This is a genomic window from Haloterrigena sp. H1, assembly GCF_005938085.1.
Lineage (GTDB): Archaea > Halobacteriota > Halobacteria > Halobacteriales > Natrialbaceae > Natrinema.
Genome location: NZ_SMZK01000001.1, coordinates 1,674,415 through 1,691,771, shown reverse-complemented (window position 1 = coordinate 1,691,771; position 17,357 = coordinate 1,674,415). Strand labels below are relative to the sequence as shown.

The following is a 17,357-nucleotide window of genomic DNA, read 5'->3' as shown; positions in this document are numbered from 1 at the left end:
CGTTCACGACCGTCGGAGAAGGGACGATGGTAGACCTCGCGTTCTCGTTCGGGCGGCTCCTCTTTGCCCTCTTTCTGGTCTTCCTGAACGGCTTTTTCGTCGCCGCGGAGTTCGCGTACGTCCGCATCCGATCGACACAGATCGAAACGCTCGTCGAGGAGGGGCGGTCGTCGGCGAAGCTCGTCCAGGAAGCCGAGGAGAACTTAGATGACTACCTCGCGACCACCCAGCTCGGGATCACGATCGCCTCGCTGGGGCTTGGCTGGGTCGGCGAACCGGCTATCGCTTCGCTGCTCGAGCCCGTGCTCGGCTCGCTCCTCCCGGCGGGCACGCTCCATCTGGTCTCGATCGCGATCGGGTTCAGTGTCATCACCTTCCTCCACGTCGTCTTCGGAGAACTCGCGCCGAAGACGCTCGCTATCGCAGAGGCCGAGCGGATCGCGTTGCTGGTCGCTGCGCCGATGAAGTTCTTCTACTACATTTTCATCCCGGGGATCGTCGTCTTCAACGGCACGGCGAACTTCTTTACGCGACTGATCGGCGTCGCGCCGGCCTCCGAGCGTGAGGAGAGCCACAGCCCTGAGGAGATCCTGCGCATCGTCTCGCGATCGGGCGAGCAGGGAGCCGTCGATACGGACGAAGTCGAGATGATCGAGTCGGTCTTCGACCTGGGCGAGACGCCCGCCCGCGAGGTGATGGTTCCCCGGCCCGACGTCGTCACCGTCGACGCCGATATGCCCCTCTCGGAACTGCGTGCCGTCGCCGCAAGTGGGAGCTACACCCGGTTTCCCATCGTCGACAAAGACGCCGACGACCCGGTGATCGGCTTCGTCCACGCGAAGGACGTGCTCCACGCGATCGAAACGGCAGCCGACACCGAGGCCGAGCCGACCGCGCGGGACCTCGCTCGAGACGTCATCTTCGTCCCGGAAACCCGCCGGATCGACGAGGTCCTGACGGAGTTTCGCCGGCGGAACGTCCAATTGGCCGTCGTCATCGACGAGTGGGGTGCCTTCGAAGGGATCCTGACGAGCGAAGACGTCGTCGAGGTCGTCATCGGCGAGATCCAAGACGAGTTCGACGTCGCCGAGATGGAACCCTCGATCGACGAACTCGAGGACGGCCGTTACGCCGTCGACGGCGGCGTCTCGCTGGCCGACGTCAACGAGGCGTTCGCGACGAGCTTCGAGAGCGAGGCGTTCGACACCATTGGCGGACTGGTGTTGAGTCGCCTCGGCCGCGCCCCCGAGATCGGCGACGTGATCGAGGCAGACGGCTACGAGTTGACCGTCGACGCCGTCGAGGGAACCCGCATCGCGAGCGTGACCGTCGACGAGGCGACGGCCGAGGTCGAGGAGTCGTCGGACTGAGTCGGCCGTGGTCGGCGGCTCGAATCGTCCAGTTGATACTCTGGATAGTCACGTCCGATCCGATGACTGTATCCAAAAGTAACATATTCCAGACATTTTATGGTGCAAGGCGGACTGGACCGGATATGGATCGCCGGACGTTCATCGGCGCGACAGGTATCGGAGTCGGAGTGACAGGCTGTCTCGACACGAATCGCACCGACTCGGCCGGCGGGAACGGGACGGACAACGGTCCCGAATCGCGCGGTTCGGACGATGTAGCGACCGGTTCCGACGAGGGCCATACAGGGCCCACCGAGTCGTCGAACGACACTGCTGGGAGTCCCGATGACTCGAGCGAGGCCGACGCGGAACCCGAGGAGTCGGACGATCCCGGTGATAAGGCCACTAAGTCGAAACGGGACGTGGCGTTCGACTCCTGTACTCGAGCCACGGTAACCGGCTCGTTCGAGGACGGCGACGTCGCCTTGGCGAGTACGGGATTCTACGATGATGGCCTCTACGGCAATACCCTCCTCGAGGACGGGGTCGTCTTCGGGGACGACGTCGACGCCCCGTTTTCGGGAACGGTCGTCTTCGAGATCGCCGACGACTCGAACGTCCGGGAGCGGCCACGCGATGGTGAGATCGTTATCGGGATTCCGGACTACGGCAGCGACGGCACCGTCATCTCGTCGCTGACGACTCGACGGGCAGACTACGAGCGAGTCACGCCGACACACGAAAACCCACACGCCGGGAACTGTCTCAGCGACCTCGAGGCCGACAGCGCCGACGCGACGCTCGAGGGTGGGTAACGCGGGGAAACTAGGGTCGGCGTGGCTCGCGGAAGCGAGGAAAGAACGGGCGACTACTGCGCTCAGGGCCACTCGACGATCGGGTCACCGGCCCCTGACCGACGGATGTACTCGGTTTGCATCTCGTGGACGGCGTCGGTAAACCGCATGCCAGCGTCGAGGTGGTCGGCGACGCGGGCCAGCTTCCACCGACTTGGGGTCAGTCGATCGGTCCAGCGCGTCTCGATCGGGGCGAGATACTCTTCGATGGCTTCACCGGGAACGCCCTGCTCGTGGAGTCCCCGACGAGCGAACTCGAAGACCTCCTCATAGATCACGGTTCGATCGGTGGTCCGGTCGCCGTCGACAGTGATCCAGGCGAGGTCGGCGTCGAGCCCGTCTTCGACCGCATTGTAGAAACTCCGTTCGGCCGCGTCGCGCTCGAGGCTCGCGAGCGGATGGTCGGCCGCACACAAGCCTCGAACGAGGCCGGCGACGAGCCACTGGAACCCGACGTTTTCGACGATCGTCGGCTGCGTGGGGAGGGGCCGATATTCGATGCGGATCGACCAGTGGTCGCCCTGGCCGACCGGCTGTCCACCGACGACGGCGCGGAGCCACCGCCAGTAGGTCCCCCGCTTGTGGCCGAGTTCCCAGAACCGGTCGGGAAACGTCTCGCGATCGCCCGCCTCGAGCCACTCGCGGAGAAACGGGGCACACGTCGGGTCGGCGACGAGCTCGTCGATCGTGTCGGCTGCGCTCCCGATCTCCTCGGGGAAGCGGACCTTCTCCCACGCGTGATTGATCGACTGCTCGAACACCGGAATCCGGAGTTCGTGATAGGTTTCCTCGAGTAGGCGAGACGGCTCCGCGACATCGTACAGATCCGGCGGCAGGAGCGGCGAGTTCGTCGCTAACGCGAGTACGGGACCGAGCGTCCGAACGGCGATGTTGTGATAGTCGGAGAACGATTCGGCGCGAGGGATCTGGATATGGGGCTGGATCGAACTCGTCAGCGACTCGAAGAGGATCGACGGGAACTGACACTCGGCTCCCGGAACGGTCAGGCTGACGGATCCTGCGGTTCGCTTCAACACGTCGTTGTCGATCGCGTAGTACCGAGGCGAGGCGGTCATGTTCTCGGCGATCGTGACCTCCTCGCGCTCGCGGACGGCCCCGAGGTACGCCTGCGTTCCGCCTTGGGGCGGGATCGTCCACATGGCATCTAGAACGATCTCCGTGCCCGCTCGATCCGCTGCTTGCTGGACGCGCCGGTAGCGGCGCTGGAGCTGTGTCGCCTGGGCGAGGACCCCCTCACCGTCGAACGGGCTCGGACTGGTGTTGAACTCGACGTTGTGCCGCCCGAGTTCCTTCTCGCAGGGCCCCTCGAGGACGGGATCGGGCACGCGAGCCAGCCGCCCGTCGTCGTCGACGGCGTACGCCTCGAGTTCGATCCCGAGGCCGAAGCTGGGGTTGTCGAGACGACCTGCACGAAGGGCGTCGGTGAGACGGACGGCTTGCTCGTCGACGCGTCGGTCGAACTCGCTTCGCGTCGCGTCTCGAAGCGAGCGCCTGACGAGGTCGGTGTGATCCGCCATCACCTGGATAAAGCTATCCCAGTCGCTTAGAAGTATGGTGCGACCGCGCCGCTTGCGGTGCCGTTGTCACGGTTGTAGTAGCTATTATATAGCCAGCGGCGAGGACGTCATACCGCGTTTCGACGTGAAAACGGTTAGCGAGGAGTGACGCTCCGCAATCCCTAAACGCCGAACACACCAACTACAGCGCAATGACCGACTGGACCGAAACGTACCGCCCGACGACGCTGTCGGAGGTACGCGGCAACAACAAGGCCCGCGACCAGCTGAAAGAGTGGGCCGAAACCTGGGACGACCACCGACAGGCGGTGATCGTCCACGGCAGCCCCGGCGTCGGGAAGACATCCGCCGCTCACGCGCTGGCGAACGATATGGGCTGGCCCGTGATGGAACTCAACGCCAGCGACAGCCGAGGAGCGGACGTCATCGAGAAGATCGCCGGGGAGGCCGCAAAGAGCGGGACGCTGACGGGCGGCGAGGCGGGCCGCCGACTGGTCATCTTGGACGAGGCGGACAACTTCCACGGGAACGCCGACTACGGCGGCTCGCGGGAGGTGACTCGCGTCGTCAAGAACGCCAACCAGCCGATCGTCCTCGTGGCAAACGAGTTCTACGACATGAGCCAGTCGCTGCGCAACGCCTGCGAGACGATCGAGTTCCGCGACGTCTCGAAGCGTTCGATCGTCCCCGTCCTGCGGGACATCTGCCGGCGCGAAGGCATCGAGTTCGAGGAGGAAGCTCTCGAGAAGATCGCCGAGTCGACCAGCGGCGACCTGCGCTCGGCGGTCAACGACCTGCAGGCAGTCGCCGAGGAAACCGAGCGGCTAACCGTCGAGGACGTGGTCACGAGCGAGCGCGACACCACCGAGGGGATCTTCGACTTCCTCGACGACCTCATCAAGGAGAAAGACGCCGAGGGCGCGCTGCGGGCCTCCTACGACGTCGACGAGACGCCCGACGACCTGTTGAACTGGATCGAGGACAACGTCCCGAAGGACTACGAGGGCGCCGAACTGGCCGACGCCTACGAGTTCCTCTCGAATGCCGACCGCTGGCTTGGCCGGGTGCGAGCCACACAGGACTACTCCTACTGGCGGTACGCGACGGACAACATGACCGCCGGCGTCGCCGCCTCGAGACGCGGTGACAAGGGCGGCTGGACGCGCTACGGCCCGCCGAGTTACTGGTCGAAACTCGGTCGCACCAAGGGAACCCGGAACACCCGCGATTCGATCGCCGAGCGCATCGCCGAGCGCGAGGGCGCGAGCGTCGCCACTGTCCGCCGGGAGATTCTTCCGTTCCTCTCGGCGATGACCCACCACTGCAAGAACCGGGAGCTGACGGTTCGCATGGCCGCGGCCTACGACCTCGACGAGTCGGACATCTCCTTTATTACCGGAAGCGGAAAAGATACCAACAAGGTCCAGTCGATCGTCGCGGACGCCGACGAGCTGAAAGCTGAGCAGACGGTCGAGCACTCGGGCAACGCCTTCTTGGAGGCCGAGCGCTCGAGTACAGAGACCGACGAGCCGACCGATGGTGACGACGATAGTGACGAACGCAGCCAGCAGACGCTTACGGGTTCGGCAGACGACACAGCAGCGGATGACACCGCAGCCGCCGATTCGGCGACCGACGAACCGGACGCCGATCAATCCGGACTGAGCGATTTCATGTAAGCTGGCGGTTTCATCGAGACCTTCGACAGTCGGTCAGCGGCCGATGGCCCAGATTCTATCGACATACAAATATAGGAATTTTTATTGATCGACACTCTTACGTCGATGAACGGTGAGAGTGGCTGTTGGTGACCCTCTGAATGACAGAATCACGTCGCTGCCCGCTTTGTACGGAAACGTACACCGACCGAACCGACCTTCGGGTCCACCTCGAGGTCGAACATCGGAAGTCCGAAGTAGTGTCACACCTCGTCGACGGCCACACCGAGGACAGGCCACTACCATCGGAGAGCGAGCAGTCGACAGTGGACGAAGAGCGGCCAGCGCCGTCGGCCTGAGGGTGTGATCAGCTGCTTTCTCTCGGCAGTAACTCCCGGAACGCTGGCGACAGTTCATCCCCGACACCGATAGCCATCTGACGCGGATCCGCAGTCGCATCGTCAGCCAGCGGCGGCACCGTCTCGACCGGGTAGCCGGTCATCCGCTCGAGTTCGGCTGGGTTGGTCCGTTCGGCGACCGTCTCGCCGGCATACTCGTTGCAGACGATACCGACGACGTCGATCCCGCGGGCCTCGAGTGCGTCGATCGAGAGTGCGGTATGATTGAGTGTCCCCAGGCCCGACCGTGTGACGACGACCGCCGCGGCCTCGAGGTCGGAAACGAGATCGATCACCTCGTGGTCGCCGGCCAACGGCACTCGTAGCCCGCCGATGCCCTCGACGATCGGGACTGCAGTCGCGTCGATCTCGCGTTCACATGCGGCACGGATCGTCTCGTAAGAGAGGGATTCGTCGGCGACCTCGGCCGCTACGCGCGGGGCCAGTGCTGGCTCGAGATATCGCGGACAGCTTGCAGCCTCGGGATCGGCACAGGCCGCGGCGACGAACGCCGCGTCGTCGTCGGGCGGATGACCCGTCTGGGCCGGCTTGATCGCCCGCGCGTCGTGGCCGGCCTCGCGAAGCAAGCGTGTGAGGCCAGCCGTGATAACCGTCTTCCCGACGCCGGTCCCGGTGCCGACGACGGCGATCGGCTGGGTCGCGGTCACAGCACCCCGACCTCCTCGCCCGCGGCGCGGAACGCCTCGAGACAGGTGATGACGTCGTCCTGATCGTGTGTCGCCATCGGGACGACGCGAATTCGGCTCGTCCCCTCGGGAACCGTCGGCGGTCGAATCGCTGGTGCGACGACGTCTCGTTCGCGGATGCCATCCGCGAGCGCGAGTGCGTCCTGTCGGTCACCGATGACCACGGGCAGGATCTGGGAGTTGCCCAACACCTCGAAGCCCATCGTCTCGAGGCCGTCGCGGAGATGTGCGACGTTCTCCCAGAGGCGTTCACGAACGTCGCTGTGGCGAGCGATATGCAACGCCTCGCTCGCGGCGGCAGCGGCCGGCGGCGCAAGCCCCGTCGAGAAGACGAACGAGCGTGCCTCGTTGATCAAACACTCGATCAGTTCGGTACTGCCGGCGACGTAGCCGCCCTGACTGGCCAGCGCCTTCGAGAGCGTCCCCAGCTGGATCTGGATGCGGTCCTCGAGCCCTTCGGCCTGGACGACGCCGCCGCCGTTCGCGTAGAGGCCGGTCGCATGGGCCTCGTCGACCATCACCCACGCGCCGTACTCCTCGGCAGCGTCACAGATCGCCGCGAGCGGGGCGACGGTGCCGTCCATGCTGAACACCGAGTCGGTGACGATCAGCCAGGATTCGTCGGCCGGGTTTCGGCCGTCCTGTCTCGCCTGATCGGCTCGCTCCGCGAGCTTCGATCGCAGGCTCGCCGCATCGCAGTGATCGTAAACGACGGTCTCGGCATCCGACAGCCGACAGCCATCGATGATGCTCGCGTGATTTAATTCGTCGGAGAAGACGATATCCGGCTCGAGCGCCGTGATCGTCCCGACGTTCGCGGCGTAGCCCGACGAAAAGGCCAGCGCGCGCTCGGTTCCTTTCGTCTCGGCGAGCAGCCGCTCTAGGTCCCGATGGACCATCGTGTCGCCCGTGACGAGCCGACTCGCGCCGGCTCCCGTGCCCACGGTCGCGGCAGCCTGCCGTGCGGCGTCTTGGACCCGCTGGTCGTCCGTCAGCCCCAGATAGTTGTTCGAAGCAAAGACCAGCGCCTCCGCCGAATCGAGCACGGGCAGGTCGCCGCCCGAGGGCTCGGCGAAGTAGCCGCGCTCGGCGACCCGATCGACGGGCGAGAGCGAGCGTTTCAAGTCGTGTTCCTCGAGGGTCTCGAGTCGGTCCTCGAGGTCGAACCCACGGTCGGCCATTCGGCTAAACGGACTCAGCGCCACGGTTTGACTCTCACGGTTCGGATCGATCGTCGGATTCTGCTCGATTCGGTCGGCTCCTTGTCGGTATGAGACTGTTCTTGGTCAGTGTGTGTATCCATCTCACAGAAAGGGCGAAGAAGCTCGTCGCGGTGTCGTCAGAAGCCGGGCATCAGTTCGGCAGGGCCGAAGACGCCGTATTCACCGGCGCGGTTCCGTCGCACGCCGGCCTTCAGATAGCCCAGCGCGGGCCCGTTGACGTTCGCTTCCATACTCGTCTCGTCGCCGAGGTGGAAGGTGTTCGTCGCGGTCTCGCCGTCGAAGGTTCGGCCGGTGACACGCACCGTGGTCGTCGTCGGCTTCTCGTCGTTGTACACGTCGAGGATGCCACCGACCGTGACGTCTTCGGCGTCGCAGACGCCCGCACGCTCGAGGAGCACGTCGTCTGCGTGTTCCATGTCCTCGAACTCGATGACGCCGTCGTGGTCGTCGATGATTTCTTCGATCTCTTCTTCGGAGAGTTCTCGAGCGGTCTCGATGTCGTAGTCGGGGAGGTGGGCGATGTCCTCGCGGACGGTGCCGCGGTTGTCCTCGTAGCCGGATTTGAGGCCGACGCCCCAGTGAATGTCGACGTCCGTGACCTCAACGAACGACTGGGCAGCGAGCGCCGCCGCGCCGGTCAGCAGGCCGGGCGTCGCGCCCGCGCCACAGATGAAGGTGATGCCGGCGTCCTCGAACGCCTCGCGGCGGTCGTCGAGCATATCGATCACGCGCGAGCGTTTGAGCACGTCGATCATGACGCCGGAGTAGTCACCCTCGATGAACCGCTCGGCGGTCCGCGGGATGAAGTCGTGTTCGTAGTTGGGCAGTGCGAGGAGGACGGCGTCGATCTCGTCGCCGTGGTCGATTACGTCCTGGATCGGATCCTCGCTCGGGCGGGCCTGTTCGGAGGCGACGACGCCGAGGTCTTCGCCGTGTTGTTTGACGCCGCCTTCGACGGCCGCCGCGTCCGCTCCGCCGTCAGTTGCAACCTCGTTATCGATGTTGCCCTCGGTTGCCTCGAGTAGTTCGTCGACGTCGAGGCCGTCGAAATCGATCGCGGTCCCGTGGCGGTCACACGCCGCAACGGGTGTCAGGGCGTCTTTGTACTGGCTCACTTCGAGTGCTCGTCGGCCGATACCGCCGGTTCCGAGTACCGCAAACGTAACGTCGTCCATGGTTATCGTGATAAATCGTGTCTTGAATCAGTCGTCGCTCGGTTCTGCGCCTGTTCGTGCTGCTGTCTCGGTCGACGACTCCGCGGCGTCGCTGTGGCGGGCCTTCACTTCCTCGGGGTCGAACTCGTTGGTCTCCCGGTTGGGCTCGAGCCCCGCGCGCTCGATGATCTCGATATCCTCGCCGGGTGACTGGCCCTCTGTCGTGAGGTAGTCGCCGGTGAGCAGGCCGTCCGCGCCGGCTTCCAGCGGCAGGTGCTGCTCGTCGGGGGCGAGGTTGACCTCGCGGCCGCCGGTCAGGCGGACCCGCGACTCGGGATGCAGGAGTTTGTACACCGCGACCGTCTTCACGATCTCTTCGGTCGAGATGCCGACACCCTGCTCGTACAGTGGCGTTCCCTCGACCGGGTTGAGGACGTTGACCGGCAGCGAGGAGATGCCGATGTCCTGCAGCGCGATAGCGGCCTCGACGCGATCGGTCGGGGTCTCGCCCATCCCGAGGATGACGCCCGCACAGAGGTCCATGCCGGCCTCCTTGGCGACCTCGAGGGTCTTCACCCGATCTTCGAAGCTGTGGGTGTCGACGATCTCGGGGAAGTAGTTCGGCGAGGTTTCGATGTTGTGATTGTAGTGGTTGATCCCCTCCTCGGCGAGGATCGCAGCCTCCTCCTCGGTGAGAATGCCAAGGGAGGCGTCGACCTCGAGATCACACTCGTCGCGCACGAGGCGGATCGACTCGATGACCTCCGCCCACTCCTCGGGCCGGTGTTCCTTCGAGACGCCTTTCTCCGCGACGACGATCCCGAAGCGCTGGGCACCGTCACGTTCGGCGCGTTTCGCGGCCTCGAGGACCTTCTTCGGGCCGAGGAAGCCGTAGGTGTCGATGCCGGTGTCGAAGTGGACCGACTGCGCACAGAACCCACAGTCCTCGGCGCAGTTGCCCGCTTTCGCGTTGACGATCGAGCAGGCATCGACCGTGCCATCACCGAAGTGATCGCGCACGGCCGCACCGGCTTCGGCGAGGACGTCGACCGGCTGGGCCATCAGCGCTAACCCGTCGGTCCGGTCGAGTCGCTCGCTGGCCACGACCCGCTCGAGTGCGTCGTCGACCGTCTCGTTTCCAGTCTCGTAAACCACACTCAGAATGGCGGTTAACGAGTATATAATGTTTTTGGACGGTCACGATCTCGTGATCGTCCGCCGCTCACAGGTCGGTGTCGACACCCTGCTCGAACGCGTGCGCACTCGAGAGCACCGTTGCGTCGTCGAAGCGTTCCCCGATCAGCATGAGTCCGACTGGTAGTCCGTCCGCCGTTCCGGCTGGCACCGACGTCGCCGGATGGCCGGTTACGTCGAACGGAGCCGTGTTGTGGAGCATGTTGAGCGCACGGTCGATCGCCTCGAGGCGCGAGATCGACTCGTCGACCGCGTGGGCGGTCTGTGGCGTCGTCGGCATCGCGAGGACGTCGACGTCCGCGAGCGCGTCGTCGTACTCCTCGGCCAGTTTTCGGCTGAGATTCTGCGCTTTCGCGTAGTAGTGGCCGTGGTACTCGTCCGCGAGGTACTCTCCGAGGACAAGCGTGAGTTTCAACGTCGTAATGTAGTCGTCAGCGTCCGACCGCCGTGCTCGCCCGAACGCGTCGGCCAGTTGTGTATCGTAAAAGCCCTTCCCGTAGTGGCCAACGCCCTCACTATCGACCGTCGCGGCCGTCTCCTCAAGTGCGATGGCGTTCCAGACGGTAAGCCCATCGAGGTGCATCGGCACGGAGACCTCCGTCACCGTCGCGCCGGCGTCCTCGAACGCGGCGAGTGCGTCGCGAACGGTGTCGTCGACGCCCGGCTCACCGGTCTCGCGGTCGAACCCCTCCTCGAGGACGCCGACAGTCACATTCGATGGATCGTCCGAAAGCGCCCCGCGGTAGTCGTCGGTCGGCACGGCTCCCTGGCGAGGGTCGAGGCCGTCCTCTCCGGCGATCACGTTCAGCACTCGCGCGCAGTCTTCGACGGTCGAACAGATCGGCCCGGCGTGGTCGAACGAGCGGCCGAGCCCGGCGATCCCGGTGTACGGAACCAGACTGTGTGTGGGTTTGTGGCCGACGACCCCGCTCCACGCGGCGGGGATCCGAATCGAACCGCCCTGATCGCCGCCGATAGCCATATCCACATCGCCGTTACCGACGGCAGCTGCCGATCCCGACGACGACCCGCCCGCGATGTAGTCCGAATCGACAGGATTCAATACCGGTCCGGTCGCTGAGAGTTCGCCGCTCCCGGAAAACGCCATATCCTCCATATTCAACTTGCCAGTGATGGTCGCGCCGGCGTCGAGCAGCCGCGTCACGATCGTCGCGTCCGTTGACGGAACGTATCCTTCGAAGAGCTTCGAGCCGAGCGTCAGCTCGACGCCGGCCAGATTGACGTTGTCTTTGAGCCCGACCTCGTAGCCCGCGAGCGGTCCGTCGTCCGCGCCCTTTACTTGGCACTTCGTAACGAAGGCGTTGAGCGGGTCTTCGTCGGGCCCCGGCCGGTAGCCGGGGTCGCGGTCCGTGTACTCGACGCGCGGTCGATAGTCCGGAAGCCGATCCAATCGCTCGTAGCCCAGCAACGTCTCGGTGATGGCGGCCTCGAAGTCCGAGACCTCCTGATCGGTCAGGTCGATGTGATGGCGTCGTGCGTACTCGCGGATCTCCGCCGGCGTCGGCGGCTGAACGTTTGGTGGCGATTCCGACATACGATCATGGTGGTCGATAACAATGAACAAAAAAGTTCGCCGGAACGGCGACGCTCGAGGGTCGATCGGAGCCCCCGCCGAGAGGCGGAAACCAGTTCTATCGCCGACCGCGGTCAGTGCCGCTCGGCGAAGAACGCCCGGAGCAGGGGGTACCACGCGCCGAAGACGGTCCCGAACGTCGACAGGCCGACGAAACTCTCCCAGTGGTGCATGGGGACCGGATACGCAACTCCCGTGATGAGTCCGAGCGCGAACGGGCCACCGTAGGCGACGACAGTTACCCAGAGGACGACACCGTATGCAAGGCCCACACAGGCACCGAGAAACGGACTTCGGTAGCTCTCGGCGAGCGGGCGCGGGACGTATCGGCCTCGCGAAAGCCAGGTGACGAGCGCGACGAACGGCCCGCCTGCGACGAGGCTGTGACAGAAGACCAGCGTCCACTCGTTTACCACCCCCTCGAGTCCGTAGATGTCGGCCACCGACCGAAGACTGCCGGTCGCGTGTAACACGCCACCGAGCGCCGCCCCGGCGATCAGGGCAGTCGTCACTGTGGTGAGGACTTTCGTTGACGACGGACTGCCACCACGACGTGACTGTCTATACGCCATTACTGTATCTCTCAGCTAGATTTATATGTATTTATCTGAATTCTAGAAGAATGTCTAGTTACGTGAGTGTTACCGGCCACGGCAGCGAGGGCGTTCTGCTCGCGGCGACCGATCTCGACGGCATCACCGTGGCGTCTCTGCCCCCCACTTCTCGAGGGCTGTCGCCAGTTCCGGGTGGTCGTCGGCGTAGTCCGCGAGCGACTCGCCCGCCATCGACGCGTCGACGGACTGCCGGAGGGCTTTCGCGCCTGCGTGGGTCCCGTCGGGGTGGCCGTGGACGCCGCCACCGGCCTGGACGATGATGTCGGTGCCAAGCGCCTCGAGGAGTTGGTCGACGACACCGGGATGAAGTCCGCCGGACGCAACCGGCAGCACTGGCTTCAGTCCGTGACACTCGCCCGTAAGCCAGGCGTTGATCCCGGGCGTGTCTTCGTTTGCGAGTTTGCCGAGTCCAGCAGTGCCGGTGTGGATGTGATCGACGCCACAGAGCCGGGCGATCTGGGCGATGACCCGCATCGAGACGCCGTGGTGCTCGAGCCGGTCGAAGGCGGCGTGCATCGCACGATGGGCGTGAATCGCCAGACCGTGGTCCTCGCAGCGCTCGCGGACGCTCTGGACGGCTGCCCAGCCGCAGGTGATCACGTCGATCATGACGAAACCACCGCCGTGTTCGGCCACGAGATCGACGCGGTCTAACATTTCAGTGGTTTCTGCGGTCACGTTCACGAGGTAGTCCTTGCGTTCGCCCGTCGCCTCTTGTGCACGGTCGCGAGCCGCGAGGCTCTCCGCCAGGCGGTCCTCGAAGGGATTGAACTCCTGATCAGTGAGGTTCTCGTCGTCTTTCAGTAGGTCGATGCCGCCGCGCCAAGCCTCCTCACCGATGTCGGCATGGGCTGCAGTCGAGAGGCCGACCTTCGGTTTCGGGACCGTCGCCAGTACCGGTCGCTCGCCGGCATCGAGTTTTTCGCGGGCGACGCTCGTGCCGAACTGCGGGCCCGGAAAGCCACTGACGATCGAGTCCGGCCAGTGGCAGTCCTCGAGCCGGATCGAGTCGACGGCTTTCATCCCCAGGATGTTCCCCGCGATACACGAGAGGATCTGGGGCATGCTGCCGGCCTCGAACAATGCATCGGGATAGGCGACGGTGATTGCGTTGCCGTCGATCTCGCAGGCCACCGCACCGAGATCCGTCAGTTCGTCTTCGTCGACGTGGAGTGCTGCCCAGGTACCGTTCGAGGACTCGGAGGCGACCCGGCTCGCCGCCGCCTCCATCGACATGTCCGCGGCCGGTTCGATGGTAAACTCACAGGTCAGGTCCGTCGTCGCTGGCTCGTACCCGAGGTCCAGAAAGTCGTCGTATTCGATCCCAGTCATGGTACCGGATCGCATTCACCGCGTCGACTAATAGGACTTGTGCCGATCGTCAGGTGGCCGGTATCGATCGGCCCGCTCTCCAATCCCGGTGTGTGAAACTCGATTCGCTGGATCGACTGCTTCGTTACCGTTCGACTGGGCGTTTGTCAACCTTCGCTCCCGCCATCCCCGGCTGACGGCCAGTAGACTAATACGTCACCGATGTAGTTTGACTGGACTGAAAAAATTCCAAAAGTTAAAGTCTCGTGATAATCCACTACCATAGAGCGAGCGCATGACAGATAGTACGATAGACACACAGGGGGGCGACGCCGGGTTCGACGTGGGCTCGAGCGCCGACCTGTTCGGGGAGATCGAATCGGAGGTCGAGTCGGGAGACGACACGCAGGCCGAAACCGTCGACGGAGACGACGCGACCGTCGACGACGAACAAACGGCTGCTGCCGTCTTCGACCAGCTTCGGACCGACGTTGGCGACGAGGACGGTACCGATGCCATTCTCGCGGACGAGAGCCCGGACGACATCATCGCGAGCGCCGACGAACCCGACCCCGAGCCCGATACGCCGGTCGATGCGGACCTGCTGGCCGCCGACGACGAGGTCGCCGACCTCCTGCTTACCGGCCGTTCGACGGACGACGACGGTGAGTTCCTCTGGATCGATCCCGACACGGACGATGAGGAAGAACACGAGCCGGACAGCGACTCCGACGCGGACGACGAACGCGAGCCGGACGAGTCGGCCGCGAGTGACACTGACGACTCTCCCTCCTCGAGCGAAAGCGACACTGAAACCGCCGGTGACAGTACAGTCCCCACTGACGACGCTGCGACACCCTCTACTCCCGACACGACAGACGCGCCTGCTGACGAGCCACAGACTGCGTCCTCGCCATCGATGCCTGACACCGAGGCGGACGACAGTCCTCCGGAGCGATCAGTCTCGAGCGACGACACTGTCGAGGACGAATCCGGTGAGGACGAACTCGCTGATATCGACTCGAGTGACGACACTGTCGAGGACGAATCCGGTGAGGACGAACTCGCTGATATCGACTCGAGTGACGACATCGCCGAGGACGAAGACATCGAGGGTGACAAAGACGACACCATCGACGCCGACGAAGACGACGCTGTCGACCAAGCACCCGAACTCGGGGATGACGCCGCCGCGCCCGAACCGTCGACGGACGACGACACAGCGGCCGAATCGGATCACACAGACGACGCGACTGGCCCGCTCTCGAAACTCCGCAAAACGTTGGGCGGACTGCTCTAGGAACTGCGCCCACCCAGTCGAGCGTCTCCCCTTTCCATCTGCTCGCTTACGGATCCGGGTGCCACGCGAGCCCCTCTCTTCGAACCGTATACGGGTGCTTGCCGCACTCGGGACAACACGTGCCGCCGCCGGGTGTGTCGGCCCGGTCCGGGATCGTATGTTCGTCTCCGCAGTTGTCACACTCGAGCCACGCAGGCATACCTGTCAGTACCAGAAATCCGTCTATGATCCTGCTGCGAGCGAGCGCCGGGTCACAGTCGCCACACCGGTGAACGGACGCATCCCGGCGCCATCGATCCGAGAGAAATGAAAGACGTCAGTCAGAGCCGTCTCGAACGCCCCTCGACTGCGTTAGTTGAGGAACTCTTCGATGTGGTCGGCGACTTCCTCGGGGGTGTCGCCAACCGGGACGCCGGCGTCGTTGAGCGCCGAGATCTTGCTCTCGGCGGTACCAGTACCGGAGCCGGAGACGATCGCACCGGCGTGGCCCATGCGCTTGCCCGGCGGCGCGGTGCGGCCGGCGATGAAGCCGGCGACCGGCGTGTCGACGTTCTCGTCGATGAACGCGGCGGCTTCCTCTTCGTCTTCGCCACCGATCTCACCGCACATAACGATCGCGTCGGTGTCGGGGTCGTTCTCGAACAGCTCGAGGGCGTCGACGAAGTTGGTGCCGATGATCGGGTCGCCGCCGATGCCGATAGCGGTGGTCTGCCCGATGCCACGGTTGGTCAGGTTGTCGACGACCTGGTAGGTCAGGGTGCCCGAGCGGGAGACGAGACCGACGTTCCCCTCGGAGAAGATGTTGCCGGGAAGAATGCCCAGTTTGGCCTCGCCGGGGGTGATGAGGCCGGGACAGTTCGGCCCGATGAGCCGCGTGTCGGTCTCGGTCAGGCGCTTGTTGACCCGCGCCATGTCCTGAGTCGGGATGCCTTCCGTGATCGCGACCGCGAGGTCGAGTCCGGAGTCGAGCGATTCGAAGATGGCGTCGCCGGCAAAGGCCGGCGGGACGAAGATGACCGAGGTGTCGGCGTTTTCCTCCTCGACCGCTTCGTGAACCGTGTCGTAGACCGGCACGCCACTAACTTCCTGGCCGCCTTTGCCGGGGACTGCACCGGCAACGACGTTGGTGCCGTACTCCATCATCTGTTCGGTGTGGAACTTGCCTTCCCCACCGGTGATGCCCTGTACCACGACGCGCGTGTCGTCGTCGACTAGTACGCTCATTGGTCGTTCACCTCCTCAGCGTACTCGACAGCACGCTGGACTGCGTCCTCGAGGGTCTGTTCGACCGTCACGAGGTCCTCGTTGAGAATTTCCATGCCTTCCTCCCAGTTGGTACCGGCCAGACGCACGACGACCGGCTTGGGGATCTCGTCGAACTGCTCGAGTGCTTCGTTGATCCCTTTGGCGACCTCGTCACCGCGGGTGATGCCGCCGAAGATGTTGAAGACGACGCTCTCGACGTTGTCGTCGGAGAAGACCATGTCGAGTGCGTTCGCAATTCGGTCGGCTTTCGCACCGCCACCGACGTCAAGGAAGTTCGCGGGCTCGCCGCCGTAGTAGTCGACGAGGTCCAGCGTCGTCATCACAAGACCGGCACCGTTGCCGATGATCCCTGTGTTACCCTCGAGCCGGACGTAGTCGAAGCCGTACTCGTCGGCTTTCTGCTCGAGTTCGTCGCCGCCGGCGGCTTCCTCTTCCATCTCGGCGAGTTCGGGCTGGCGGAACAGCGCGTCCTCGTCGATGTTCATCACGGCGTCGGCCGCGATGACCTCGTCGTCGGAGGTAACCATCAGCGGGTTGATCTCGGCGTCGGCGCCGTCCTTGTCGTCCCAGAGCTGGTAGAGCGTGGTGAGCACGCTCGAGACGTCACGGGCGACCGACTGGTCGACACCGGCGTCGTAGACGGCCTTGCGGGCCTGGTAGGGATGCATCCCGAAGGCGGGATCGATGTGTTCGCGGGCGATCGCGTCGGGGTCTTCCTCGGCGACCTCCTCGATGTTGACGCCACCTTTGGTCGAGACCATCGCGACGGGCTTGCCCTCGCCGCGGTCCATCGTGATCCCGACGTAGAGTTCGTCGGTGAAGTCGACCGCTTCCTCGACGAGGACGCGGTCCACGTGGTAGCCTTTGAGGTCCATTCCGAGAATGGACTCGGCTGCCTCGCGGGCTTCGTCATCGTCTTCGACGAGTTTGATCCCGCCGGCTTTCCCCCGACCGCCAACCTGTACCTGCGCCTTGACCGCGACTGGATAGCCGATCTCCTCGGCCGCGGTGACGACGCCATCGACGTCGGACGCGAGCTGCGAGTCCGGCGTCGGTACCCCGGCATCGGCGAAGACCTGCTTCGCCTGGTACTCGTGTAATTTCATACCATTCGAAGGGCCGTTCCGCCCTTGCTTAAATCCTGCCAGTTTCCGCTCGCTACTGACACGCATTCGGGGGCTCTTCCCGTAGATC

16 protein-coding genes are annotated in these 17,357 nt (G+C 64.5%); 5 read left to right on the top strand and 11 right to left on the bottom strand.

What is annotated here, in order from left to right; translation table 11 throughout:
• Positions 1 to 26 precede the first annotated feature (26 nt).
• Positions 27 to 1,370: a hemolysin family protein gene (locus tag E2L06_RS08530; RefSeq protein ID WP_138780477.1), complete on the top strand. Its 1,344-nt coding sequence runs from the start codon at positions 27 to 29 to the stop codon at positions 1,368 to 1,370.
• A gap of 125 nt (positions 1,371 to 1,495) precedes the next feature.
• Positions 1,496 to 2,167: a hypothetical protein gene (locus tag E2L06_RS08525; protein WP_138780475.1), complete on the top strand. Its 672-nt coding sequence runs from the start codon at positions 1,496 to 1,498 to the stop codon at positions 2,165 to 2,167.
• Between the two features lie 62 nt (positions 2,168 to 2,229).
• Here the strand turns inward: E2L06_RS08525 and E2L06_RS08520 are convergent, their stop codons facing one another.
• Positions 2,230 to 3,744: a hypothetical protein gene (locus E2L06_RS08520; protein ID WP_138780473.1), complete on the bottom strand. Its 1,515-nt coding sequence runs from the start codon at positions 3,742 to 3,744 to the stop codon at positions 2,230 to 2,232.
• Between the two features lie 191 nt (positions 3,745 to 3,935).
• Between E2L06_RS08520 and E2L06_RS08515 the strand changes: the two genes are divergently transcribed.
• The gene (locus tag E2L06_RS08515; RefSeq protein ID WP_138780470.1) at positions 3,936 to 5,423 is read left to right on the top strand and encodes a replication factor C large subunit; all 1,488 of its coding nucleotides are present in this window, start codon (positions 3,936 to 3,938) and stop codon (positions 5,421 to 5,423) included.
• Between the two features lie 140 nt (positions 5,424 to 5,563).
• Positions 5,564 to 5,761 carry a hypothetical protein gene (locus tag E2L06_RS08510; protein ID WP_138780468.1) on the top strand — a complete coding sequence of 66 codons (198 nt, stop codon included), beginning with the start codon at positions 5,564 to 5,566 and terminating at the stop codon, positions 5,759 to 5,761.
• Positions 5,762 to 5,769: 8 nt separating this feature from the next.
• Here the strand turns inward: E2L06_RS08510 and bioD are convergent, their stop codons facing one another.
• The 7 genes from bioD to rbcL form a co-directional block, all read right to left on the bottom strand.
• Positions 5,770 to 6,468 (bottom strand): dethiobiotin synthase, encoded by a 699-nt coding sequence (bioD, locus tag E2L06_RS08505; protein ID WP_138780466.1) that lies wholly within the window; start codon positions 6,466 to 6,468, stop codon positions 5,770 to 5,772.
• On the bottom strand, positions 6,465 to 7,688 hold the full coding sequence (locus E2L06_RS08500; protein WP_138780465.1) for an 8-amino-7-oxononanoate synthase: 1,224 nt from the start codon (positions 7,686 to 7,688) through the stop codon (positions 6,465 to 6,467). The genes bioD and E2L06_RS08500 overlap by 4 nt, the downstream gene beginning before the upstream one ends.
• Positions 7,689 to 7,846: 158 nt before the next feature.
• On the bottom strand, positions 7,847 to 8,905 hold the full coding sequence (locus E2L06_RS08495; RefSeq protein ID WP_138780462.1) for a transcriptional regulator: 1,059 nt from the start codon (positions 8,903 to 8,905) through the stop codon (positions 7,847 to 7,849).
• Positions 8,906 to 8,932: 27 nt separating this feature from the next.
• Complete coding sequence (gene bioB, locus E2L06_RS08490; RefSeq protein WP_138780460.1) at positions 8,933 to 10,039, bottom strand: biotin synthase BioB; 1,107 nt, start codon at positions 10,037 to 10,039, stop codon at positions 8,933 to 8,935.
• Positions 10,040 to 10,106: 67 nt separating this feature from the next.
• On the bottom strand, positions 10,107 to 11,633 hold the full coding sequence (locus E2L06_RS08485) for an amidase (RefSeq protein ID WP_138780458.1): 1,527 nt from the start codon (positions 11,631 to 11,633) through the stop codon (positions 10,107 to 10,109).
• 113 nt (positions 11,634 to 11,746) lie between these two features.
• Positions 11,747 to 12,244, bottom strand: coding sequence for a hypothetical protein (locus E2L06_RS08480; protein WP_249361393.1), 498 nt, complete (start codon positions 12,242 to 12,244; stop codon positions 11,747 to 11,749).
• A gap of 123 nt (positions 12,245 to 12,367) precedes the next feature.
• Positions 12,368 to 13,618 (bottom strand): type III ribulose-bisphosphate carboxylase, encoded by a 1,251-nt coding sequence (gene rbcL / locus E2L06_RS08475; protein ID WP_138780456.1) that lies wholly within the window; start codon positions 13,616 to 13,618, stop codon positions 12,368 to 12,370.
• A gap of 274 nt (positions 13,619 to 13,892) precedes the next feature.
• On the opposite strand from rbcL, the gene E2L06_RS08470 reads away from it, so the two are divergent.
• Entirely contained in the window at positions 13,893 to 14,897 is a 1,005-nt protein-coding gene (locus tag E2L06_RS08470; RefSeq protein ID WP_212750767.1) for a hypothetical protein, read from the top strand.
• 46 nt (positions 14,898 to 14,943) lie between these two features.
• Here E2L06_RS08470 and E2L06_RS21815 read toward each other — a convergent pair whose 3' ends face one another.
• From E2L06_RS21815 to sucC, 3 genes are all read right to left on the bottom strand, one after another.
• Positions 14,944 to 15,096: a hypothetical protein gene (locus tag E2L06_RS21815; protein ID WP_171052329.1), complete on the bottom strand. Its 153-nt coding sequence runs from the start codon at positions 15,094 to 15,096 to the stop codon at positions 14,944 to 14,946.
• 152 nt (positions 15,097 to 15,248) lie between these two features.
• On the bottom strand, positions 15,249 to 16,121 hold the full coding sequence (sucD, locus tag E2L06_RS08465) for a succinate--CoA ligase subunit alpha (protein ID WP_138780454.1): 873 nt from the start codon (positions 16,119 to 16,121) through the stop codon (positions 15,249 to 15,251).
• On the bottom strand, positions 16,118 to 17,269 hold the full coding sequence (gene sucC, locus E2L06_RS08460) for an ADP-forming succinate--CoA ligase subunit beta (protein WP_138780452.1): 1,152 nt from the start codon (positions 17,267 to 17,269) through the stop codon (positions 16,118 to 16,120). The genes sucD and sucC overlap by 4 nt, the downstream gene beginning before the upstream one ends.
• Positions 17,270 to 17,357 lie beyond the last annotated feature (88 nt).

Excerpts from the sequence above, each read along its gene's own strand:
- E2L06_RS08530 (WP_138780477.1), top strand. The coding sequence starts at position 27 with ATGGTAGACCTCGCGTTCTCGTTCGGGCGGCTCCTCTTTGCCCTCTTT.
- E2L06_RS08495 (WP_138780462.1), bottom strand. The coding sequence starts at position 8,905 with ATGGACGACGTTACGTTTGCGGTACTCGGAACCGGCGGTATCGGCCGA.
- E2L06_RS08520 (WP_138780473.1), bottom strand. The coding sequence starts at position 3,744 with ATGGCGGATCACACCGACCTCGTCAGGCGCTCGCTTCGAGACGCGACG.
- sucC (WP_138780452.1), bottom strand. The coding sequence starts at position 17,269 with ATGAAATTACACGAGTACCAGGCGAAGCAGGTCTTCGCCGATGCCGGG.
- E2L06_RS08485 (WP_138780458.1), bottom strand. The coding sequence starts at position 11,633 with ATGTCGGAATCGCCACCAAACGTTCAGCCGCCGACGCCGGCGGAGATC.
- E2L06_RS08515 (WP_138780470.1), top strand. The coding sequence starts at position 3,936 with ATGACCGACTGGACCGAAACGTACCGCCCGACGACGCTGTCGGAGGTA.
- E2L06_RS21815 (WP_171052329.1), bottom strand. The coding sequence starts at position 15,096 with ATGCCTGCGTGGCTCGAGTGTGACAACTGCGGAGACGAACATACGATC.
- E2L06_RS08480 (WP_249361393.1), bottom strand. The coding sequence starts at position 12,244 with ATGGCGTATAGACAGTCACGTCGTGGTGGCAGTCCGTCGTCAACGAAA.
- E2L06_RS08525 (WP_138780475.1), top strand. The coding sequence starts at position 1,496 with ATGGATCGCCGGACGTTCATCGGCGCGACAGGTATCGGAGTCGGAGTG.
- rbcL (WP_138780456.1), bottom strand. The coding sequence starts at position 13,618 with ATGACTGGGATCGAATACGACGACTTTCTGGACCTCGGGTACGAGCCA.
- sucD (WP_138780454.1), bottom strand. The coding sequence starts at position 16,121 with ATGAGCGTACTAGTCGACGACGACACGCGCGTCGTGGTACAGGGCATC.
- E2L06_RS08500 (WP_138780465.1), bottom strand. The coding sequence starts at position 7,688 with ATGGCCGACCGTGGGTTCGACCTCGAGGACCGACTCGAGACCCTCGAG.
- E2L06_RS08470 (WP_212750767.1), top strand. The coding sequence starts at position 13,893 with ATGACAGATAGTACGATAGACACACAGGGGGGCGACGCCGGGTTCGAC.
- E2L06_RS08510 (WP_138780468.1), top strand. The coding sequence starts at position 5,564 with ATGACAGAATCACGTCGCTGCCCGCTTTGTACGGAAACGTACACCGAC.